Here is a 19,074-nt window from a genome sequence, read left to right on the forward strand (position 1 = left end):
CGTTCAAATACGCCAGCATCCCGCCACTCCTGAAATCGGCGATGAGCAGAGCTTGACGAGCATATACCGGTGGCATTCAGCGCATTCCACTGGCAACCCGTCCTGAGTACGAAGAAGATGGCGTTCATTGCAGCGCGATTATCAACCCGCTTGCGGTGCGTACCCAGAGGATGGTGAGTTTTATGCTCCGGGATGAGAGGAGCCATTTTCTCCCAGAGTTCATCACTGATTTGCCACTTGTTGCCTGCCATACGTTGCCCTCAGAAATTATCGTTATTCATTATATTATACGATAATTCCTTTTGGGATAGGCTCTTATTTATATTTCCGTTCATTAGTTCAAAAACTAGAGCATCTGGATTTTCCAATAGCTGAAATTCATCTCTTTATGTTAATAACTACACAGTGCTTTGAGTCTACTAGGTCTGAATGAATAGATATATCCCTTCCATTAGCCAGCCTTTTAAGAGATATCAGTCCCAATCCATAATGGATTCGATTATGAATATCGACTCTCCTTCCGCAAGATAGCGTTTCTCTATTTTCTATCTTTGTAAGCGTTTTGGGGGTTATCCCTGAACTATCGTCCACAACAATAACTGAGTAGTGGGATTGAGATAGTCTTGTCATCACTCTTATTCGATCTCCTTTTCCTGACACGCTAATGGCGTTTGAAAGGACAATACTCAATACCTTGTTTAGAGTGCTTGGGCATAGCTTTATTACCCGAATCTTTGAGTCTGCGGAGAAGTCGTAATCGAACTTAATGCCGTAATGATTTGCCAGAGTACCGTATTCATTTAATGTAACCGATAACAATGGTTCTACACTATGGTAAATCATGGAAGGGCTATTATTGAAGGGACTGATTGAGGCAATAGAATATAGTGATTCTTTTATAGATAAGGAATCAGCTAAATTTATTTTCTCATTCTTCTTAGAAGAAGAAATAATTGCCTCATTAATCGTATGGTTCATTGCGTTTACTTGCACATGGACACTTTTTAGTGTTCTGTTAATTATATGATTTTCAAATGCTTTAAAGCCAAAATATCCAATCAAAGATAACCATACAAATAAGATGGTTAGTGTTCCAAACGAAACTTTATAGAACATAAACATCACAGATGGAAGCATGAAAGAACCGCAGATAATTAACTTTAATACTAGCGTGTTTATATTTTTAAACATGGTTTGGAAACTATTTGTCTGACAGATATATCAATGAGTGTGAATAACCAAGGAGCGTTATGATGATATTGATACTCATACTCATATACAATACATTTCGTTTAAATAATGAGCGTGCATGTAGTTACGCTGTCACCAAACGTGCTAGTTTAAATGTTATGTGACGCTGTAACACGTGATATTTTCTATGTTATTTTACTAACTACGCGTGAAAAGCCTCAGATTTATAATAAATCTTAAATACTAAACAGTTTTACAGATTTGGTTTTCACGTTTTTGAAGTGTGTTTTGATATAAGTTATTGATAATTAATAGGTAAATAACTGATTGCTGTGTTTGACAGTTTAGCTTAAAGCAACCCGAAAACAAGGCAGTTACCATTGTTCCTGTTGAACAATGTCCATAATCATCATTTCCAGCGTTCGAGCGAAACAATATGACCGGCTGCAGCCAAAATGTTACCTTGCTAGCTCAAAAGGTGAAAAGAAATAGCTTTTAGGGAGTAATCAGGTGTCAAAGTGGTACGATGATAAAGATAGTGTCAAAGAAGTTTTTGATGGGATTCGAAACTTTCTATACTGCGGTGTTTTGTTCTATGCGGGTGTGGTGAATTTGTATGAATCATCCACGATAACAGTCGTAAAGTATTTGTACTCGTTTATAGGCGTGGTTTTTTGTTTATGCGCAATATATTTGATGGTTATAAACTACGTAATTTTGTTCAAATCCTTTGTTTCAAGGCGTAAGTCGCTTCTTTCATATGTAGCTTGCCATTTCATATTTTCCTTAGTTGTCATCCAGTTTGCTTTGTTTGCTTTGACGCATGAAAGTGAACAAGTAAAACTGGCTGATGGGCAAAGCGTAGGAGAAGTGAAGGTTCCTCGTGCACTCGTGCCTGACTTGTTCTTAGATAAAGTTAACTAATAAATTGTGCGATAGTGATTATCAACACTGGGCATTTTGGTTTGAGTTTATCTTAGTATTAACGGGGCAATGGATAATAACAGGGGTTTTGCGCCCATTTCAGCGAAAAGTCCAATGTAAGCCGTTAGCCCTTTATTTATAAGGGCTTTGGAGGAGGGCTGGTTGGGAAAGATCTTAATTTTCACATTAAAGTAGCGAACTTTTTATGTGGGAAGCACAGCTATTACCTTACAGCTCTAGCACGTCTCTGGACAATTATCATTTTCGGAAAATCGAATATTAGAAATTCATTAATAACGAGAAATAAGGAAAATTTCTTCCTGAGTCAGTATTGTGATTGATAAATAACAACGAGTCCCCATATCCTAACAATCAAACCACAAAATTATCTTGGCTATGCAAATCAAACGAGACTTTGACTACTACCACAATCTACATGACGTTATTACCCACGCCTTGCTCCATTTGTTGTGTAAAGTATCAGGATCACCCCGTTTTGTTCCAGTCACAACGCGCAATGAAATTTTGATAAAATACCTCAAGCCAAAGCTCAACGATAAGTCCTTATCGAATATCAAAAAAGACATCAAACTGATGCTCAGCGTAGCGAGAAAAAAAGGCGGAAACCTAGAAATGAGATTACATCAACTCTGCGCACAATCGAATCAAACGAAACTCGTCGGGGCTGAAAAGCTCTATAACCTACTCGTACACCTTTATGACGAAGAAGGTATCGAGTCACGATTATTTGAAGAAGGTGGCGAAGCGGAGCCTGGTATTCTTTACATGTTAGAGGAGCAAGTCGAGCACGGTTTTGACCAAGAACACAACCAAGTAACACCACTGTCGATGCTTATCCAGTTAGATCGCGCACCGGAGCTAATTAATTCGATTAACGATCACGGCCTGTTCCTTGCTGAAATGAAAGAGTGGAACGCAGAGATACATCAGGCTCATATTTTAGTACACCCTGCTTAAAACAGAGCAACCGACGATAACGCTTATATAACACTTCGCTACGAGGCAATACGGGCTTGATTGTCAATGGAGTGCATCAAGAAAACGCTTTTGGACAGAAATTAGTTAGTCAGTTAGCTCTATTTGATCTGGTAGATATTAGGAAAAGTATGGATAACGACCTATTACGGTGAGCAACGCTGTACATAGGTTTCGCATAACGCCTTAACCACTAAACCTAAAGTGTTATCTGCTTCAAGTAACCAGCACCGAGTCACCCCATGACGGGATGCCTCGGTGTCACCTAAAGGTTATTCTGGTCCAGAATCTTTCGAACTTTCTTGCAATGCTTGTTCTACTTTAGATTTAAACTCTATCAACTCTAAATTAAGCCTTGAGTTCTCAAGGACTTTACTTATTGCGGCTGCATACTCTTCTTGACTATAACAGAGCATTTTGTCTTTGTTTATAAGTACTGTGACGGGATAAACATCATCACTTTCTTTATATTTAAACAGAGTCACTTTATCAACACTTGTATCTTTTGCTCCTAACAAAAGTATTGTATATCCTGTTGCAACCCTTTCTGGTGTGGCCCAAGCATTAAATAGTGCAACAGACGCTGCGATAGAGTTGCTCGAGTCCACGCCTTTATACTCAGGGCTATCGTACAAGTTAACTTCAAACCCCAAGTGTTCACTCAACGTCTTAGTCAGCTCCTCGTAGAGATCGTCAAGTTCCCTCTGATTTTTCTTTACGAGAGATGCACTAGCCTGCCCCTTGGCCAAGCTTTCTTTAAAATTAAAACTCATATCAACCTCGTGGGTGCTTAACTATCTCACATACAACTGGTAAGTGATCAATTATGGATGTCTTATCTAGAATACTAGATTCTAAAGGCTCATCAAACAGCGTTCTTGTTGTTGACTCATTCAAATGCCACTCACTTTGGCCCAGAAAGTTCCCTGAAAACAATATTTGATCGAAAGTATGCCAATACTGACCATGCGGGTCTTGGTACCTATGTGAGCCAGATGGAAAATATTGGGAATCTCTCATTGTATAGTTGTAGACTTCTTTTGATGGCAATGCTCGCCAGAAAGGATTGTAAAACAATGCCGTCGGATGTCTTCTAACTGATTCATGACACCTCGTAGCATTTAGTTCTTCAAGCATCACACTATCATATGGACTAGCGTTGAAATCCCCCATAATAATGATGTGCTCATCATCGCGCATCATATCCCTTAAAGCATCGTATAAACCTTGAGCAGCGAGTTTTCGTTTAGACTCTCCGCTGGAACTTATCCTGCTAGCCCAATGACACAGAATTAACTTAAACTTATCACCTTCTTTTAAATCGACAACTTGAAGAGCCTGACCTAATTTAATTACCTGATCTCGTTCAGACCTCGCTAAGTCCACTGAGTCAGAAACACTTACTTTTTGAGGGTCATATATGACAGCAGCATCAAATCTCGTTTTACCCACTTTGTGATCCAAAGATAGAACCTTATAGGGAGTTCCCTGCAAGTGGATTTGAATTTGGTCCATATCATGCGACGAGACTTCACATACTCCTATCAGAGACAGGTCATGTTTTATAAGAATCTCTTCTAAAATTCGACTTATAGATTGATAGTTTTCGGGACTACCTTTGCTCTTAGCTCTTGGAGGACTTAGTGATACGTTCCACCAACCAAACTTCAAATAATGTAATCGCATAGTCCGATTTAACTGATTGATTTAACATGAGGCAATAAGCGCGTAAGTTACCATATAATGCGCAGCTAAGTATATGCTCCTCATCACTCATAACAGGATAATCGAGGGCCTATATGAACGGCTTCCCCAATTTCAAGAGAGAAGCCACTTGTCGTTAAGCGTTGATACTCAGATATTCATTCCCCTAACATATTGCGTGTTTTACTACATTCGGATAATTTTTAGTAGGGCAAATATGCATTAACAGTATGTGAATGAGTAACATATCTGGCACGAAATGGGGCAATTTCGTGTTACATACCCCGTCAGCACACCTTTGGACATAAACGAGTTAGCTTTATGACTCTAAACCGCTTCTAGCTAATTAGAAAAAGTATCTTGAAACCTTAAAGACTTGTTAGGCTAATCTGCAAACACTAATTTTATTTGGTCATTTGCCACCAACGGAATAATTAAGTCGTTTCCCGTGAAGGCTTTATCTCGATAGCACTCTAGGAATAATTCATGAAACTGCTCTACAGCATCATGTATCGCTCCAACATCGGCTTTGACGCCAAAACTATAGTCATGCTCTACTTTCGTAAAGCTCTTGAGTTCTTCGTAGTTCAAACCATGAACTTGACCACTTTCATCTTTATGGATAGAAATTTCTTTTTCGTCATAGTCGCTCTTGTTGTGAACCAAACTATTCCTTAGTTTGATCAATTCTACTAATAAGGCGTACACCTTATGGTTAGTGTTCAGTTTATATTTGTACTGAGTCAGCGTTGGAACGATGTTTATTAACTTTCCCTTGAAATTCATAGACAGCAAACCAGGAAGTAGCTGTTTGGATGAGTCACCAAATTCATCATCAAAGTGTTCAATTAGGTGGTCATTTAAAGAACACTCTAACGCAGCAGCCAAAGTTAGTATAAATGGTACAGTAAACATCTCTGACTTATCTGAATCCCTAAAGCTCCAACCCAACTCTCCTCGGATATCTAACAAAAGCTGCAAATACGTATTGTAACGTTTCTGGAATCTGCTAATTATTACTTTTTTTGACTTCATCATACCTACTCTGATTAGCCTAACGCCCTACTAAGTGGCTACCAACCAGACACTGTACTAGGTTGAGAAAAACGAAGTCAAATTCGACCTAAGAAAGTGAGGCTTAGTCTCATTGAAACACATTATGGGGCAGTTCTGCGTTACGATGCTCTACCCCGTCAACAAGCCGTTGGACAAAACCTTTTCAGAGCTTTTTCTAAGTTAGTAAGTGATAAATTATAATATGTAAGGTAAACATGGCGAGTTAGTACGCATTTTTTCAGTGAGGATGCGTTGGTTAGACTTTGTCCTCACGACTATCACGTTCAGCATAGTCTCTCTCATTAAGAATAACATTAGTATTTGTAAGCCCTATTAATTCCCTCTGCTGCTTATATACCTGCTCTTTCCACTCAAGATACGTTTCAGTGTCATCGTACTTATCCCATTGATTGTCATCATCTAGATCTAGGTCATACCTATCACGTACCTTCCCCTCAATCAAACAGCCTATCTCCCAATCTAAAACTAGGCTTAATCTCAATATCTTATTGAAGTGTTGCCTTATCGAAAGCGCTACAAGCTCCACCAACTTTTCACTTGCATCTTTAGGAAGTGGGAGTACTTGATCACAATAAGATTCCAACTCATCGATAGCTACTCTCATTTCAAAAATAATGTCCATAAGATAAAAATCATCATGGCTGAGATAAAAAGATGTATGGTTTGATTGCCAGCTAATCTGCTTCTCGAAATCATACTGCTTCAAATCCCTAAACTCATCGTCTTTTATGAACTGATATAGATAGAGCTTAGAAACTTGCCTAAGTTCGCCATAAAGCTCCACACGTTCGCTTGAAAGCTTTTCTAAGGCTTCCAATTGGATATCTAATGTTTTATTCCAACGAGCTTCATAAAGTTGATCATCATGCCTTCTGTCTTGCTCTCTTTGAGTCCACCAATAACCGAATATCGCTACACCAGCAGCAAATGAATAAACAAATACTTGTTTGAGTACATCCCTGACATCTTGAAGAGAAAATTTAAACGGGTTAGTAGTAACAAACCAGTGTGATGCCAATACACATGTCAATATTACCACAGCTACCTTTAGCCATTTTTTCCATTCTTTCATATAGTTAATCCAATCAAAGGAAACATTGCTGACCATACATCTAATATGAAAGTAGGGTCAATAATTAGTCGAATGATATGTATATGGTTTTACGTAAACAATAGGTGATAACACGAAGTATCCATGCCAAATGTGAAGGTTCTGGACACAAACGAGTCAGTGATTCTACTAATTTAGAAAATCATGAATTAGCTCAGGTATGGCTCAGCTTCAGTTTTGTAGTCAAAATCTCATGCAACCGCACTTTCCACGACTATTGGTGCCGGAGAGCCTTTATTATTGAATTTAAGCCCCCAAGGGTATGGAGGAGTCGCACCATTAACAAATTCGTAAACAATACACTCAGGGTGATTTCTAGTTATCTGTTGCCCCATAGCAAAGTTAAACGAGGATTGCGCTGCGCAATATATATGGATTCTCCCAATACCATCCTGATTAAACTTGTTTAGAAGCAACCTAAACTCCTTTTTAAACTTAGTCAATTTGGACAAGCTGGACATATTATCGTGACCAATCTGAGGCATTCTTATTGTGACAATGGAACTTGTGTTTGTTGTTTCTCGAGCAACTTTTTCTATGTCGAAAGAAATACTAAAGATTAAACATACTTCATCATTTTGCGCTCCTTCGTAGTCAGACTCATCTATAATTGGCTGATTACTATCGAAGCTTCTATTCAAACAATGCCATTCTTCCAAATCTCGATCGTAATCCCATAACGTCACACTTGTTGTATTACCGATGAAGAAGCCAGAGTAAAAACCGAGGCAGACGGGAGGAGTACCACCGTAATGGATAGAGGCAGATTCGTTTCCAGTTGCATCTGATAGGGATGCAACTGCTTTTTTGAGCATCACTCGGGTGTCATTTACTGCTTCTGAAGGATCACACAAAACACCATCTTTATAGTGTTCAGATAAATCTATCTTTGCACATCGTACCTTTCCTTTAGCTTTCGTCACTGTAGACAAAAAAGATGAGCTTAGTGGTTTAAACAAAGCAATGTGCTCAACGAGAATATCATTCGCTTTGCCACTATCTTTGACAGTTTGCAAGGCGTCATACATGATGAGTAAAAAACCAATGATAACGAAGCAACTAGATATTAAGAGTATGAAAGTACCTGTGTCATTTTCAGTGAATGACGCGGTTAACTCATACCCATCTGGAGTTTTAAGGGCTATCTTGAGTGCAGCTGTTACACCTATTGAGCTAAGCCCGCTCACAACTAGAAATTTGCCGATTGTAAATAGTTTGCTTCTGGGCCTAGTGTACCATTTGAACAGCAAATCACCCCAATGCAATAACCTGTACCCCAAATCTTTAAGGAACTCCACTACTTAATGCTCCGTGTCATTAACAAATTAAAACCAGACTCCACTTCCGAGTATACAAATATCCGAAAGCTCTCTTGACCTACAATAACAAAAAATAACTTTCGTCCTTCATTACGCTTCATACACTTCTTCCAATCGTCTATGTCAACAGATGATGGTTCAGGATGAACTTCTGGATGGGTGTGCCATGTCCCAAGGTATATTTTCTTTCCTCCACTATTTTCAAAAGCACTATCGACCGCTTTTTGGTGCCCTTTATCAAGCATTCTAAAAGCAGTCCTGCTTCTTATATCTTCGGGAAGTGGAGTAGTTATATCAGATACAATGTAAAGTGATTTATTGGTATCGTAGCCACCAATCAACACGCCACAAGCTTCTCTGTCATCCTTCTTAAGTTGTTGATGTTCCTTCCATTTGAGAACAACTTCATCGTAAAGGAGCAGGGATAGAGTACTATCGGGTAACTTAGTCACACAAAATGCCCCCGCAATCACAAATTTCCTCACATAGCGACTCTACTGATAAAGAATTGCTAAAAGACTTGTATCTATACGTGGTTTTTACTCCTGCCTGAGTAGCATCGAAGTCGTCTCCTTTCCAACTTACTTTAGAGGATTCAGTCAACCTTCCTAGAAGGAACTTTACTGCAAGGTCCGAAGCGACAAGTGCAGTTTGAGTTGAACAATTAGAACTATATGGCAAAAAGTTCTGACCACAACCAGCGTGGTTTATTGTCAACTCCTGACCCGCTTCAATAAAGTTTAGATTCGAAGAAAGGCCGTACTCACCAGTAGAATAATCTATGTAAGCACATTTTAAGCAACCACTCTTACCAAAACAGTCTAGTATCGCATGTCCTCCAACTCCATACCCCTCTAGCCAAGTGTAAATTACTGATACCTTGATGTTTTCTTTCTCAAGATAATCCTTAAAGAACCTTTCATGTGTTGGAGAACCAATTGCGATAACAATTAAGTCATAAGACTCTAGTATCCCTTTGTCATGAAGAGATACTAGATTTGACGAGTAAGCCTCAACATCACACCACAGGTATTGAGATTCGATCTGGCTCTTCATAGCGAGAACTTTAGAATAACCAGTAAGGAATTCGGGAATGCAGTGTCGATAAAGATTCTCAATTTCGAAAGAGTCAGGGTCGCAAATATGAATTTGACCGACTCCAGAGGATGCTAGTTGTCTAACCAACTGCCCCCCAACCGAACCACAGCCTACTTGAAGCACTTTTTTATCTTTTAAGCCGGAAGCTGCACCACCTCTCGGTGCCACAAAGTCTCTGCTATAGGGTAGTACCGATATAGCATGGATCTCCCATGCTTCAAAAGCATCGAGATTCATAGGAAGTGACGAACGTTTTCCTTTCTTCTTGTTCTTAAAGTGAAGTCCAAACCAAGTAATACCAGAAGGTGTATCCGCACAAAAAACTAACCAGAACTGGTTTCTACGAAACTGGGCTTTTGCCTTAAAGAAGGAATAAACTTCCCCCTCGAGACCTTCTAACGTATTCAAATACCATTCAATCAATCCATCTTGCTTATATGGAGCCGGATCTAAAGTGTTGAGAGGAAGTATCACAGCATCGCCAGCTTTGTTTCTTTTTTCTGACAGCGCAGAATTAGTTACTAGCGTTGAAAATTTGCCCGGTTTGTCTTCAGCACTAACTCCAATATAACGTGAATCAACTCCAAAATTTTTCTTTGGCATAGGTGCTTTAACAGTGAACTGAAGACTCTGACTACACTGCAAATTTGGTGGCAACACCAAATCATACTGTTTATTTAGAGCTACATTGCTCCAGTTCGCTTTAAACTCTCGTAGTAACTCCTCTCGATTCCATGCTGGATAACAGATGGCTTTAGTTAACATCGATATGTGTCGCTCTAAAGAGGCCTCAAAAACTAGCTCTGGACGATCAAAGTTAATTGACAGTGACTCATGGTCTCCAACACAAATAAATCCTAGTTCAGAGCCCCCTTCAAGCCCAAAATCATTCTCTAACAAAATCACATGAGCTAGCGGCATATGCTGTGAAGCATTCAAGATAAAAAAGATGGGTAAAGACAGAGGGTGACTAGAACCTTCGCTCACTCTGTGAGCTAGAGAAAAGTTCTTTCCAGCAATTGTACAAGATACAACTATGCTATGTTTCTCAGCAGTCAGAGATACGTTGTAGCCAAGAGACCTTAGGTGCTCTATCACGGAATCCATTCTTACGCCCCTTGTGAGGTTCCAACCACGCCTGCACTGGAGAAAGCAGCTAAGCAGCTTTTAGAGCCGCTAGAGTTCTCGGGAACTTCAAAATCTGCACCAAACAGTTTGTTCAATATCTCACACTGTTTACGTTCATCTACTTCCTTTTGAACCTCTCCCAACTTAGTTTGCAGGTTTACAAACTTGTTCTGAAGTTGAGTTCCAGTGTCAGAACCACTGTTAGCGAAGATATCTATTCTTGGTGTAACTGGAAGCATCACAGATATTTTGTATTTACTCACACCTACCAAATGGAAGTAGCTACTACTTAAAATTCTATCTACAGTCCCTTTAAGCGCGCTGAGGTCATCAGGCTTACCCTCTTGATCAAAACAAGGTTGAAAACACTGCTTAATTATTACCGTAAGCCCGATTGAATAGACTTTTCTGCGGACATCTTCTGAAAATTTGTGATCACGCCATCGTTTGATGTAACGCACAAGTCTAATAAACTGTTGCTGGGTATCGTTAGGAGAGACTGTGTAACTGCTCGTATCATTGATCCAGTTTCTCAATCCCTTAGGATCTGAGTCTGACCATTGCCTATTTGCTGCATCGGAGTTGGTTTTACCTAATGCTAATTTATAACTTTCTCCATTTTTCGCGTAAACAGGTATATCAATATGAAGATTCAAGCTAGCGTAGTCAGCGGTAACGCATGGCTTTTTGATCTTTGCGTTCCTAAAGCCTCTATTATCAAGAACTTCCTTTACCTTTCTTTTTAGAGTTACGGGATCATCGGGAGCGTTATCAAAATCCACAACTACCGCACGATCAATGTCAAAATCACCGTCTAGACTATGTATCGCTGTATTTGTCGAAAAGGACCCCTGCAAGAAATCATCAATAATTGGATATCCTGCACTACAAAACGCTGTTCTTAGTCGAGATATGATACTTGAATCTTTTTCTCGCGCATCTTTGTAATCCGAGTTCTCCCTAGTCAACTTGATCTTATTGTGAAATTTAATAAAGTGAGTTTGAACTGCCATTTCATTTAGCTCCCAATGCTAGCATCAACATAAATAATTAATTGGGGCATGAACTTAGATTATCAATAACAGTGTTTAAATAACGATTAAAGCCATGACCAATATTAAACCAAATTCATTTTCACTAAGTCAGCATTAATCAGTTTTAGTCTCATAGCACTGATCACCGCGTTTTATGAGTCTTAGCTGACCAAACCCCATAAACTAGCTCATAATTCCTAGTAACATGGATAGTATTAAAATTTAACCATCCCTGAGACTGCAAACAGTAACTGGTATTACGAAAAGTAAGCCAAGTAACGCTTCGGTGAAGTAAGAGGTTGTGGGGTTATAACTTGCTTTGGGGCAAATGTTAGTTTCAATCTTTGTCTTTCGAGACTTGCTCAATAGTATCAATTCAGGAAAACAGTAAAGGTTGTGATATCACAACAGAATGAGGGCCTTTATTCTATCGATAGTGCTCCTGAAAATCAGGCGAGCGACCACTTGGTTTAGAATGAAAAGATTTAAGCAGGATGGACTAAAATATGAGCTTGATTCGATTTAGCATTCCACTCTTTCATCTCAGCGATGAATAGACCATGAGCGTTGATTGCGTTAATCAGTTCTGGGGCTTGTTCTGACTGCATCATTTATTATAACTCGGCCTTACTATCCAATCTGATTGAGAAGTTTGAGCAAGAAGGTAATCAGGACGTGGTGAATCTGATAGCGGGTTTATCTCCAGTCGCATGGCGTCATATCCAACTTGCTGGTAATTACACCTTTAGTATTCAGAAAGAAAATATTGTTCTAGAGAAACTGCTTGAGAACTTAGAGCCTTGGAGAGAGGATAGCATGATCGAACTGGTGGCTTAAGAGAAGTATTTAAAAACAAGCTATATCTGCTAGCCCTTATAAATAAAGGGCTAGCAGCTTACATTGAACTTTTCGCTGAAATGGGCACAAACCCCCTAACAGGGTGTCCAATTTGAACACCCTGATTGCTTTCTTGGTCAGCTTAAAGAGGCACTACAGGAAACTCCCCTGGCTGGTATTTAGACATATCTATCGAGGTCTGAATCAATCCATCGGCTGCGTCTGCTAGTTCGTCATTGGATATTTCTGCCGCTTCGTCAATGATGCCGCGAATTTTTTGCGTTGTGCTAGAGCATCAGACCTATTGTTGCGAGTTGCAGCCATGCTTTCCAAATCATCCAAACTCCCTCATTACTCGGTGATGATTGCCGAATGGTCTTCGACCATTTCTTGTGCTGTTTTTAGTCGTTGACCAAGTTTGATGTAAAGCGCCTCTGCTGCATCGAAAGACAGTTCAAGTTTATGCGTGTGCAAATTTTTAAACTCTGTCTCTGTGTGAGATATAAGCTTGTCGCTGACAATCTCAAGTTCAACGCCTTTAATGTGCTCAACTACATGAGATTCAGTTAATAGCAACACTTCAACTTCTTCTCTAAATGCCATGCTCATTTCCCCGTAATTTCCGTTACTTAGTGTTGTATGCGTTAAACCAGCCGCTAACTGTCTCAAACTCGCTTTCTGTTAGCGCGATGTTCCCACTGCCATTTAAAAACTCAATGCGTTGATTGGTTAGTTCAAACTCATTTTCATTTAGCGTTATTGTGATGCCATTTACGCCAGTGGTGACAACAATATGAAATCGGCTATCAATTGGCTCACGAACTGCCATCAAACTAATTAAAACTTTTCCAGCCGTACAAAGCTGCTCAATCATTGTATTTTTAGCCATAGCTTCGATTTTCCCTCTATTGCTGGCTTGCATTTGATTTATGCATGTGCATTTTCCTTGTATCGAGAAAAAACACACATCACGGATTTTTACCGTGTTGTTTAGCATACCATAAGCACAATGGGAGTTTAGGGGAAACGAGTATGGCACTTATTGGGGTCACTCGACGATTCGGAAAATATTGTACGCTAAGAGTGTAACTCCATATTCCTCTCAAAGATCTTTGGAAATCATTTGTATGTAATAAGTTATTAGCTTATTACATACAAATGGACATTAGCATGAAGATCCAGTCGGAATATAAGAAGGCTTTCGATTTAATTGAAAAGTGGCGCTACCGTTATGATGTGAGCAAGGCGGTACAATTGTTTGTGGCACAGTGGGCGTATGAATGCACTGGACTGTATCAACCTACGGAACGCGAAGTGCAAGAGGATGAGTTTATTGAGGTAGCAAAACCACTTAGTCACATCCTCGCTAACCTTATGTACAGTGGTGTAAGTGATCCGCTGGCGTTCATTCTTTCAGAATTCTGCAAAGGAGATGCGAAACACCAAGGCTACTATCCTACGCCTCCTGAAGTCGGTTATCTCATATCTAGATTACTTCAAAGCGACCAGGATAAACCACATAAAGACGCTTCATTCTCTAAACCTGGCAACCTGAAAATATACGAACCATGCTGCGGTTCGGCAGGGGTCATCATGGAAAAGCTAGAGCAAGTGTTTTACCAAAACATTGAGCTAGATGAACCTCTTGGACATGTTGAGTTAACGGTAGAAGACATCAGCTCTACAGCTCTACATGCGTTCTGCATTCAGGTCATATTCAAGATCAAGTACCTCTCTTTGGTCAGCGGTAAGAAAGCTGAACCCTTCCAGATAGACATAAATCAGATCGATGTACTTCGCAGAAGTCAGGGGAGAACAAGGTATTTGTTTACACGCTGAACCTGCCCTACAGGTGAAATAGCTAAACTTTGTTAAGTGTATTTAGGAAATAGTTGAACGTAAGATACAGTCGAATCAGATACATAAACAACGGAAAAACAGCATGACAGGGATAATGCCGGACAATCATTATAACTACGCTGCTATCTGCGTCGAAAACCTTGGTCAATCTGGCGTTCTTGTAACATGCCAACCACTCGATTTAGAGAGGTTTGGTGCCGAAGGGTATGTTCTGATTCTTTGCTCGAATAAGACTGCCGCTATTAAATGCGTTCAAATAGAACTTCTGCAAAGAAGCCAATGTGAGTGTGCTTTGTTACATTTCGACCACGCCACGAGAACGTGTGATTATGAATTAGCAAAGCTTCTTGAAAACTATGATGCTGTCGCTGATATCAAGGCTGATATTAGGACAATCGAACGCCGAATAAAGGACATAAAACGGGTTAGGGTGATGGATGTACAAGAGTTGGCACTAACTGACCTTCTTCCAATGGAAGAAATATCATTCGAAATGACCAAATCCCTCATAAAAACACCTGTGTATTAATCTGTGATGGCTCTAATCCCGATGGTGCCTTGAGCTGTCTCAGGCATCAATCTGATAAGATTCCCTAATCCCGCCTTTTTTATTAGTGCACCTAACCCTCCGTAACGAACACTCGAAACCCCAAATCAACCGGCATCTCAACCTGTCTCGCGGTCAACTCAAGTTTATCAGCCCGTTTCTTTCTCGGCGGCGTAGCATATATTGAAGGACAATCATCAGGATGAACCACGATTAAACCAAATTTAGACCGGACCGCCTTGCTTTCGCCGCTATCAAAGCTAATTCGGCAAGTGTACTGTGAGCCGGTAAAATGTCTTACATGAACGCGACTATCATCGGAACACTCTAAATACTGCCGTAACTCATCAATAGCAACACGAATAATCATTAGTTCCCCAAATTTGTCATAGGTCGTTTCAACCGAATTAAACCCATGAGCTTTAAATGCAGAATGGACATCTTCATTCAACTCCGCATCCACACTGCCAGAGTACAAGGTAAATTGCCCTTCATCGGGTAGAATCCTGGCACTATACGCATCGTCTTGGCTGTGGTTTATTTGCGCCACACGCTCATAGAACACAGGGAAACGATTAGGGTATCGTGGCTTTTTGCTATCCTCATTCATGAAAGACACCGCTTTATCATAAAGTTCCGTTAGAACGTTGTGCCTCTCTTTGCATTCGTCAAATAGCTCAAGCGCCCTAAACGTTATTATTTTTCTGATAAATCTCGGTGGACGGTAACGAATGCCAACCTTCATAATCTGCATTGAATATCCAAAAGGAACGGGTTGACCTTCAACATCGTACATATCTGAACTTGCGTTGATATCGAGCAGAGTTATTGCGTTCTTACACAGCCAAGCATAAAACTGCTTTTCATCTTCATAAAACGCACTCCACAATTTACTTCTCTGCTTTCGTATGGTGACGGCGTCACTTTTTTGATCCTGTTTCTTCGAATCAAGTAGGTCATTCTCTATTTGGTCAGTCATTTTGGATGTGCGTTTCATAGGTTAATATCTTATTATTCTAGATGAGCAATTAGACGATGTCATACTTAATGTTTCACTAAAACTTTGAAACTTGTGTGCGAAGGGGTAGCAAGGTGAGCCAACCAAAGCGTATTAATCAAAGAATTGATATATCCAGCGACAATTTAGGGCTAACGGTGCAAGGCACTAAAAAGCGTCGAAAGGAGCCAACGAAGCCGCCAAAGAGTGCAGATGAAGCAAGAGCACTTATTGAGGAACTGTATGAACGCAGCCCACTGCTAAGTCTTACCGCCTCAATGAGTGCGCTTACAGGACTGCGATACAGTGATGCTTCTTGGCTAGAGTTTTCGGACTTCTTTGATGAATTTGGTCAGTGGAAAAAACATTTCGATCTGTGCCAACAAAAAGCTTTCAACATGAGGATTGCTCGTGAAGGAACGGATAGAGCCACCGCTTACAATGCCTCACTTGTGCGCGTGTACATCAATGATGGTATCAAAGAGATCGTAGAAGAATGCCGCTACCTAAGTTGTTCTGACGAACTTCTATTCGCCAATTCAAGAAGCAGCTTAAAGCAACCCGATGGCACTATCATTCCTCGCCCTATGTCAGTACAAAGTGCGAACTGGCATCACGCAAAAGTAAAAGAAAAGTTTAAGCTCGGCTATGCGTTTGGTACTCACTCGTGGCGAAAATACTTTGCTAAGAAAATGATTGAAAAGGGCGTAACTGTCGAGAAAATAAGAGACTTTTTAGGTCAATCTAGCCTGAACAGCACCAACCATTACCTAAGCACGTTTGATGAGCAGCTAGCTCCAATTATCAGTGAAATGAGTCTTTTTGAATAAATCACGTTTAGGAAATTTTAACTGTCCTCATATACTCGATATTAGAGAGAAACAAGGGGGCAGTCCTAAATGACAACACTAGATAAAAATAACAAATTCAATGATTTGAACAATCAAATTGGCGAAATCCTAAAGTATTCTAACGAACTAAATATCCCGCTATCTATTGCTTTTGAGTTGAATGACAACGTTGAACTAGTTTCAAACGATCAGTGTTCAGGCAAAGAGCAATTCGAAAACATAAAAACCCTTCACGAATCAAAAGGCGATGTGACTGATTTCTTACTCAGCTTATGCAAGCTACCTGCACAGTCAGATCCGCTTAACAATGTTAAGTCACACAATAATCAAGCTGACTTTACAATGACCAATTCCCAAGTTTTGTCTACCAAGCACTAATCGATCAGGAGCAATATTTAATGGAACAGAAGAAAATCAACCTCGGACTAGGTGGTGTATGCCTAGCATTAATAATTTCGAATGTAACTTTGTACAACTCGCTACAAGAAAAAAGTGAAGTTATAACAAAGCTGTCCGATGCAATGATCAATGTTGAAACCAATATGCTTCAGGCTCCTTCCTCGTTCGCTGCTGAAGACGTTAAAAACTATATTATGGACAACCCTGATGTCGTAGTGAAATCCCTTGCTAAGTATCGCTTTGAGCAAGAGCAAGCAACTAAAGCCCAAGAAGCTAAAAAGGTTGAAACCTCTATGGATGCTTTATACAACGACAAGAACGATCCATTTATTGGCAATCCAAATGGTAAGCATGTAGTGGTTGAGTTTGTTGACTATAACTGTGGGTACTGTAAGCGTTTGGCTCCAACGCTAAAAGAATTTGTTGCTATTGATCCTGAAGCCAAGGTGATCGTGAAGGAATATCCTATCTTCACCAATCAGCCAACATCTGCATATTCCGCGATGGTGGCAACGGCTGTATTCTACTACAAGCCGGAAGTGTATGGAGACATTCACCATGCATTTATGGGCAGCAAACTAACTCGTGAAGGTATTGACCAAATCTTAGTAAACTACGGTATCGACAAAGACAAGCTTCAACCGCACATGGAAACAGCTAGAAAGCAGATTGAGAAGGTCAGAGGCTTGGGTGCACAATTACAAGTGACTGGTACACCAACCGTGTTTATAGGAGCTGAACGTGCTCATGGCGGGTGGTCTGCACAGCAATTAAAAGCCAAGTTTACTAACTAAAGGATCGCGCAATGACGAAATTTGGTTCAACAGTATACCTAACAGCAATTATGATTCTATCTGTGGGGTTCAAGGCGAACGCTTCTGAGTCATACGATATGAAGCTGCAAGCTCTACAATCCTCTTGTCCGAGCTGCGCTGAAATTTCCGAAAGAGCTATGACAATTCGACACGAATCTTGCGGCGAACCAGTGAGTAAAGAGAACTTAGAAAAGCTGATGACAGAATCAAAGATCTACCCATTCATGCTCTCTGTTTACGGTATGCAGACTGAACCTGAAGCTCTAGATGTGTACTGGCGTGGGTTACAAGAATCGGCTAATTGTGAAGATGAGACAGCATGGATAGAAGACTTCAAAGAGCTAATTCTGTCTGAAAAATACTTCAACTTACTTTCTTCTAAAGTCCAATGAATTGATAATTTGGACAAATTTAGCAAGAACAGTAGCGCACCTTTGAGTGCGCTTTTTTTATTTGGAAATTTTTTACTCTATGATATTGTTAACTCAGTTTTAGCCGAGAGTCCTATTTGGACTTTCACTAAATGCTCCAACTTGGAGCAAAACTAAGTCCTCTTTATGAGGCAAAAAAGTGGTTGCCGGTAACGGTACGATGTCGGACGAGAATCGTCATAGATCGCGCAAGCGGCGAAAGCAGCGACACCACAAAATCTGCTTTTAAGACATAACCTAATAGTTCCGCTTAACGTGGAATCCTATCAAACCCCAAGGGTAATCTTTTACCCAAAGTGGGGCATAGATTTACCCTTTTTTATTTAAAATTGGAGTAAATCATGAACTCAACTCAACAAACGCTAACATCTGTACTTGTATGTGCATTCATTATTGCAATGTATAAAGTTTCAGATTCAGCAGCTCAATTCGTAGCAATGGCAATTTTTGTTTTAGTTCCCGTAACTATTGCATATGCCGCTATTCGAATTGGCAAACTGCTCCTTAACCGTTCTTCATCTCAAATCAAACGTAACGTTCGTATGACTAAAGACGAAGTAGAACAGCGGATCGCAAATGCTAACCAGGCAAAAGCAATCTCTGGCGCAGAACTAATGAATATCCCTGCTTACGCTCGTAAACAGAAAGGTATCCATTACCCAATGACAACAGACGTTCTAAATGGTCACGTTGTCGTAGCACGAGGCTAATTTTTGGTTAGCTTTCTTTAAATCAAACCCGATGGGGCTATGTCC

The 19,074-nt window shown here is 40.1% G+C and carries 23 protein-coding genes and 1 pseudogene; 10 read left to right on the plus strand and 14 right to left on the minus strand.

The window, feature by feature from the left end; genetic code table 11:
- Together R7D93_RS24315 and R7D93_RS24320 are read right to left on the minus strand one after the other, a co-directional pair.
- Window positions 1-251, minus strand: a 251-nt coding sequence (locus tag R7D93_RS24315; protein WP_206937370.1) for a transposase, incomplete at its 3' end; no start/stop codon positions are given.
- A 127-nt stretch (window positions 252-378) separates the two neighbouring features.
- Window positions 379-978, minus strand: a complete 600-nt coding sequence (locus tag R7D93_RS24320) for an ATP-binding protein (RefSeq protein ID WP_140150389.1) — start codon at window positions 976-978, stop codon at window positions 379-381.
- Window positions 979-1,701: 723 nt separating this feature from the next.
- Between R7D93_RS24320 and R7D93_RS24325 the strand changes: the two genes are divergently transcribed.
- Entirely contained in the window at window positions 1,702-2,115 is a 414-nt protein-coding gene (locus R7D93_RS24325) for a hypothetical protein (protein ID WP_140134590.1), read from the plus strand.
- Between the two features lie 396 nt (window positions 2,116-2,511).
- The gene (locus R7D93_RS24330) at window positions 2,512-3,093 is read left to right on the plus strand and encodes a DUF2913 family protein (RefSeq protein ID WP_140134523.1); all 582 of its coding nucleotides are present in this window, start codon (window positions 2,512-2,514) and stop codon (window positions 3,091-3,093) included.
- A 290-nt stretch (window positions 3,094-3,383) separates the two neighbouring features.
- Here R7D93_RS24330 and R7D93_RS24335 read toward each other — a convergent pair whose 3' ends face one another.
- The 9 genes and pseudogenes from R7D93_RS24335 to R7D93_RS24375 form a co-directional block, all read right to left on the minus strand.
- A complete protein-coding gene (locus tag R7D93_RS24335) occupies window positions 3,384-3,884 on the minus strand; it encodes a hypothetical protein (RefSeq protein WP_017045470.1) in 501 nt (166 codons plus the stop codon).
- Window position 3,885: 1 nt separating this feature from the next.
- On the minus strand, window positions 3,886-4,797 hold the full coding sequence (locus tag R7D93_RS24340) for an endonuclease/exonuclease/phosphatase family protein (protein ID WP_038220256.1): 912 nt from the start codon (window positions 4,795-4,797) through the stop codon (window positions 3,886-3,888).
- Between the two features lie 402 nt (window positions 4,798-5,199).
- Complete coding sequence (locus R7D93_RS24345) at window positions 5,200-5,853, minus strand: phosphatidylinositol kinase (protein WP_213972058.1); 654 nt, start codon at window positions 5,851-5,853, stop codon at window positions 5,200-5,202.
- Window positions 5,854-6,127: 274 nt separating this feature from the next.
- The gene (locus tag R7D93_RS24350) at window positions 6,128-6,964 is read right to left on the minus strand and encodes a hypothetical protein (protein WP_213971657.1); all 837 of its coding nucleotides are present in this window, start codon (window positions 6,962-6,964) and stop codon (window positions 6,128-6,130) included.
- A gap of 230 nt (window positions 6,965-7,194) precedes the next feature.
- The gene (locus R7D93_RS24355; RefSeq protein WP_213972034.1) at window positions 7,195-8,301 is read right to left on the minus strand and encodes an SAVED domain-containing protein; all 1,107 of its coding nucleotides are present in this window, start codon (window positions 8,299-8,301) and stop codon (window positions 7,195-7,197) included.
- A complete protein-coding gene (locus R7D93_RS24360; RefSeq protein ID WP_213972035.1) occupies window positions 8,301-8,774 on the minus strand; it encodes a Mov34/MPN/PAD-1 family protein in 474 nt (157 codons plus the stop codon). The genes R7D93_RS24355 and R7D93_RS24360 overlap by 1 nt, the downstream gene beginning before the upstream one ends.
- Window positions 8,767-10,527, minus strand: a complete 1,761-nt coding sequence (locus tag R7D93_RS24365) for a ThiF family adenylyltransferase (RefSeq protein WP_318129530.1) — start codon at window positions 10,525-10,527, stop codon at window positions 8,767-8,769. The genes R7D93_RS24360 and R7D93_RS24365 overlap by 8 nt, the downstream gene beginning before the upstream one ends.
- 2 nt (window positions 10,528-10,529) lie before the next feature.
- Window positions 10,530-11,561 carry a nucleotidyltransferase gene (locus R7D93_RS24370; RefSeq protein WP_213972037.1) on the minus strand — a complete coding sequence of 344 codons (1,032 nt, stop codon included), beginning with the start codon at window positions 11,559-11,561 and terminating at the stop codon, window positions 10,530-10,532.
- Between the two features lie 506 nt (window positions 11,562-12,067).
- Window positions 12,068-12,193 (minus strand): annotated as a pseudogene (locus R7D93_RS24375) (hypothetical protein); the annotation flags it as partial.
- On the opposite strand from R7D93_RS24375, the gene R7D93_RS24380 reads away from it, so the two are divergent.
- Entirely contained in the window at window positions 12,150-12,419 is a 270-nt protein-coding gene (locus tag R7D93_RS24380) for a transposase (protein WP_225492075.1), read from the plus strand. The pseudogene R7D93_RS24375 and the gene R7D93_RS24380 sit on opposite strands and share 44 nt — an antisense overlap.
- Window positions 12,420-12,770: 351 nt before the next feature.
- Here R7D93_RS24380 and R7D93_RS24385 read toward each other — a convergent pair whose 3' ends face one another.
- Both R7D93_RS24385 and R7D93_RS24390 read right to left on the minus strand, forming a co-directional pair.
- Window positions 12,771-13,022: a hypothetical protein gene (locus R7D93_RS24385; protein WP_140134584.1), complete on the minus strand. Its 252-nt coding sequence runs from the start codon at window positions 13,020-13,022 to the stop codon at window positions 12,771-12,773.
- Window positions 13,023-13,044: 22 nt separating this feature from the next.
- Window positions 13,045-13,308 carry a hypothetical protein gene (locus R7D93_RS24390; protein ID WP_140134582.1) on the minus strand — a complete coding sequence of 88 codons (264 nt, stop codon included), beginning with the start codon at window positions 13,306-13,308 and terminating at the stop codon, window positions 13,045-13,047.
- A gap of 281 nt (window positions 13,309-13,589) precedes the next feature.
- On the opposite strand from R7D93_RS24390, the gene R7D93_RS24395 reads away from it, so the two are divergent.
- Entirely contained in the window at window positions 13,590-14,258 is a 669-nt protein-coding gene (locus R7D93_RS24395; RefSeq protein WP_180766957.1) for an N-6 DNA methylase, read from the plus strand.
- 103 nt (window positions 14,259-14,361) lie between these two features.
- A complete protein-coding gene (locus tag R7D93_RS24400) occupies window positions 14,362-14,808 on the plus strand; it encodes a hypothetical protein (protein WP_140134578.1) in 447 nt (148 codons plus the stop codon).
- Between the two features lie 91 nt (window positions 14,809-14,899).
- Here the strand turns inward: R7D93_RS24400 and R7D93_RS24405 are convergent, their stop codons facing one another.
- The gene (locus R7D93_RS24405) at window positions 14,900-15,823 is read right to left on the minus strand and encodes a hypothetical protein (RefSeq protein ID WP_140134577.1); all 924 of its coding nucleotides are present in this window, start codon (window positions 15,821-15,823) and stop codon (window positions 14,900-14,902) included.
- 95 nt (window positions 15,824-15,918) lie between these two features.
- Here R7D93_RS24405 and R7D93_RS24410 point away from each other — a divergent pair, with 95 nt between their 5' ends.
- From R7D93_RS24410 to R7D93_RS24430, 5 genes are all read left to right on the plus strand, one after another.
- Window positions 15,919-16,653: a tyrosine-type recombinase/integrase gene (locus R7D93_RS24410; protein WP_162889790.1), complete on the plus strand. Its 735-nt coding sequence runs from the start codon at window positions 15,919-15,921 to the stop codon at window positions 16,651-16,653.
- 69 nt (window positions 16,654-16,722) lie between these two features.
- The gene (locus R7D93_RS24415) at window positions 16,723-17,052 is read left to right on the plus strand and encodes a hypothetical protein (RefSeq protein ID WP_118121269.1); all 330 of its coding nucleotides are present in this window, start codon (window positions 16,723-16,725) and stop codon (window positions 17,050-17,052) included.
- Window positions 17,053-17,072: 20 nt separating this feature from the next.
- Entirely contained in the window at window positions 17,073-17,867 is a 795-nt protein-coding gene (locus R7D93_RS24420) for a DsbA family protein (protein ID WP_140134575.1), read from the plus strand.
- Between the two features lie 11 nt (window positions 17,868-17,878).
- Window positions 17,879-18,280 carry a hypothetical protein gene (locus R7D93_RS24425; RefSeq protein ID WP_140134572.1) on the plus strand — a complete coding sequence of 134 codons (402 nt, stop codon included), beginning with the start codon at window positions 17,879-17,881 and terminating at the stop codon, window positions 18,278-18,280.
- Window positions 18,281-18,660: 380 nt separating this feature from the next.
- Window positions 18,661-19,029: a hypothetical protein gene (locus R7D93_RS24430; RefSeq protein ID WP_025624714.1), complete on the plus strand. Its 369-nt coding sequence runs from the start codon at window positions 18,661-18,663 to the stop codon at window positions 19,027-19,029.
- Window positions 19,030-19,074: the final 45 nt, after the last annotated feature.

Source organism: Vibrio sp. YT-15 (assembly GCF_033337445.1).
GTDB classification, from domain to species: domain Bacteria; phylum Pseudomonadota; class Gammaproteobacteria; order Enterobacterales; family Vibrionaceae; genus Vibrio; species Vibrio alginolyticus.